The organism is Actinosynnema sp. NPDC023658 (assembly GCF_040639995.1).
In the GTDB taxonomy this organism is placed as follows: domain Bacteria; phylum Actinomycetota; class Actinomycetes; order Mycobacteriales; family Pseudonocardiaceae; genus Actinosynnema.
Genome location: NZ_JBFAAX010000970.1, coordinates 1 through 2027, shown reverse-complemented (window position 1 = coordinate 2027; position 2027 = coordinate 1). Strand labels below are relative to the sequence as shown.

Sequence of the window (2027 nt, the reverse complement as noted above, 5' to 3'; positions counted from 1 at the left end):
CAGCCACCGGGCGGGCGGCCACAGCACGGTCGTGATGAGCAGGCCGAGCAGCACCGGCATCACCACGACCCACAGCTTGCCGATCAGCGTCCACAGCAGCACGAACCCGATCGCGACCAGCGCGAGGCGCAGGCTCCACCGCGCCAGCCAGCTCACCCCGTGCCCGATCGCCTCGCCGCGATCGTTCCAACGGCGGTCCCTAGCGCTCACGTCGTCCCATCCCTCCACCGGGTCGCGCCCCGCGGCGCTCGTGCGGCAGCCTGCCAGAACCCCTCGCCCCGACCGCGCCGGCACGTCGCCCCAGTAGTCGGCCATACCTCGGACGGGGAAACCCGTTCGGGCCCGCGAGCCTTGCCGGGGGCCACGTCGCACGAGAGGCCGCCGGGCGGTTCGGGACGTAGGCTGCCCGGTGTGAGTGGGACTTCGGCGGGTGGCGGTGGGAACCCCGAGCACGCGAGGGGTGGGACGTACTCCGTGAAGGGCAAGGAGTACACGCGGGACACGCGGTACATCGGCACCCGGATCACGGTGGACGGGCGGGACGGGTTCCCGGTGGTCGCCGGGCGGTACCGGTTGGTGGCGGCACGTGCCTGCCCCTGGGCCAACCGGTCGATCATCGTGCGGCGGTTGCTCGGGCTGGAGGACGCCATCTCGCTCGGGTTGCCGGGGCCCACGCACGACGAGCGGTCGTGGACGTTCGACCTCGACCCCGGCGGGCGGGACCCCGTGCTGGGCATCGAGCGGCTCCAGGAGGCCTACTTCAAGCGCGACCCCGACTACCCGCGCGGGATCACGGTGCCGGCCGTGGTCGACACCACCACCGGCGCCGTGGTGACCAACGACTTCGCGCAGATCACCCTGGACCTGTCGACGCAGTGGCGCGACCACCACCGCGACGGGGCGCCCGACCTGCTGCCCGAAGCGCACCGCGAGGAGATCGACGAGGTCGCCCAGCGCGTCTTCACCGAGGTCAACAACGGCGTCTACCGGTGCGGCTTCGCCGGTTCGCAGGAGGCGTACGAGGACGCCTACGCCCGCCTGTGGACGGCCCTGGACTGGCTGGAGGAGCGGCTGACCGACCGACGCTACCTCGTCGGCGACACGATCACCGAGGCCGACGTGCGCCTGTTCACCACGCTCGTGCGCTTCGACCCGGTCTACCACGGCCACTTCAAGTGCAACCGGGACAAGCTGGCCGAGATGCCCGCCCTGTGGGCCTACGCCCGCGACCTGTTCCAGACGCCGGGCTTCGGCGACACGGTCGACTTCACCCAGATCAAGCAGCACTACTACCTGGTGCACCGGGACCTCAACCCGAACGGGATCGTGCCGGTCGGCCCGGACCTGTCCGGCTGGGTCACCCCGCACGGCCGCGAGGCGCTGGGCGGACGGCCCTTCGGTGACGGCACCCCGCCGGGTCCGGTCCGCGAGGGCGAACGGGTGGACCCGGCGCACACACCGCTGCGCTAGGGGCTAGACCGGGCGGGGAGGGCAGGTGCTCTCCCGCACCACCAGTTCGGTGGCGAGGTCTATGCGCTCGTTCGGCGGCCGTTCGCCGCGGGCCAGGCTGAACACCATCTGCGCCGCGGTGGTCGCCATCTCGCGCAACGGCTGGCGCACGGTGGTCAGGCGAGGCCCTATCCACTCGCTGACCGAGAGGTCGTCGTAGCCCACGATCGACACGTCGTCCGGAATGGACAGCCCGAGCTCGCGGGCGGCGCGCATGACGCCCAGCGCCTGGAAGTCGGAGCCAGCGAAGATCGCGGTCGGCCGGTCGGGGCGGCGCAGCAAGTCCAGGCCGTGCCCGTACCCGCCCTGGACGTAGAAGTCGCCGTACCGCACGAAGTCCGGGTCCACGACGACGTCCGCGGCTTCCAGCGCGCTGCGGTAGCCGTCGACCCGCGCGCGGCTGCACAGCATGGTCGTCGGTCCGGAGTCTCGCCTCCTGTTTGCGGTTGGTCCGAACAGACTAGAGGTGGGTACCGACATTCGGCTCCACCGGTAGCTTTGCCCTGATGACTGTGCTT

2 protein-coding genes and 1 pseudogene are annotated in these 2027 nt (G+C 71.4%); 1 reads left to right on the top strand and 2 read right to left on the bottom strand.

Going from position 1 to position 2027, the window contains the following annotated elements:
- A pseudogene (locus AB0G02_RS37045) lies at positions 1–210 on the bottom strand (AI-2E family transporter); the annotation flags it as partial.
- A gap of 264 nt (positions 211–474) precedes the next feature.
- Between AB0G02_RS37045 and AB0G02_RS37040 the strand changes: the two are divergent.
- Positions 475–1470, top strand: a complete 996-nt coding sequence (locus AB0G02_RS37040) for a glutathione S-transferase C-terminal domain-containing protein (protein WP_360804218.1) — start codon at positions 475–477, stop codon at positions 1468–1470.
- Positions 1471–1473: 3 nt separating this feature from the next.
- On the opposite strand, the gene AB0G02_RS37035 is transcribed toward AB0G02_RS37040, so the two are convergent.
- Positions 1474–1920, bottom strand: a complete 447-nt coding sequence (locus tag AB0G02_RS37035; RefSeq protein WP_360804215.1) for a substrate-binding domain-containing protein — start codon at positions 1918–1920, stop codon at positions 1474–1476.
- Positions 1921–2027: the final 107 nt, after the last annotated feature.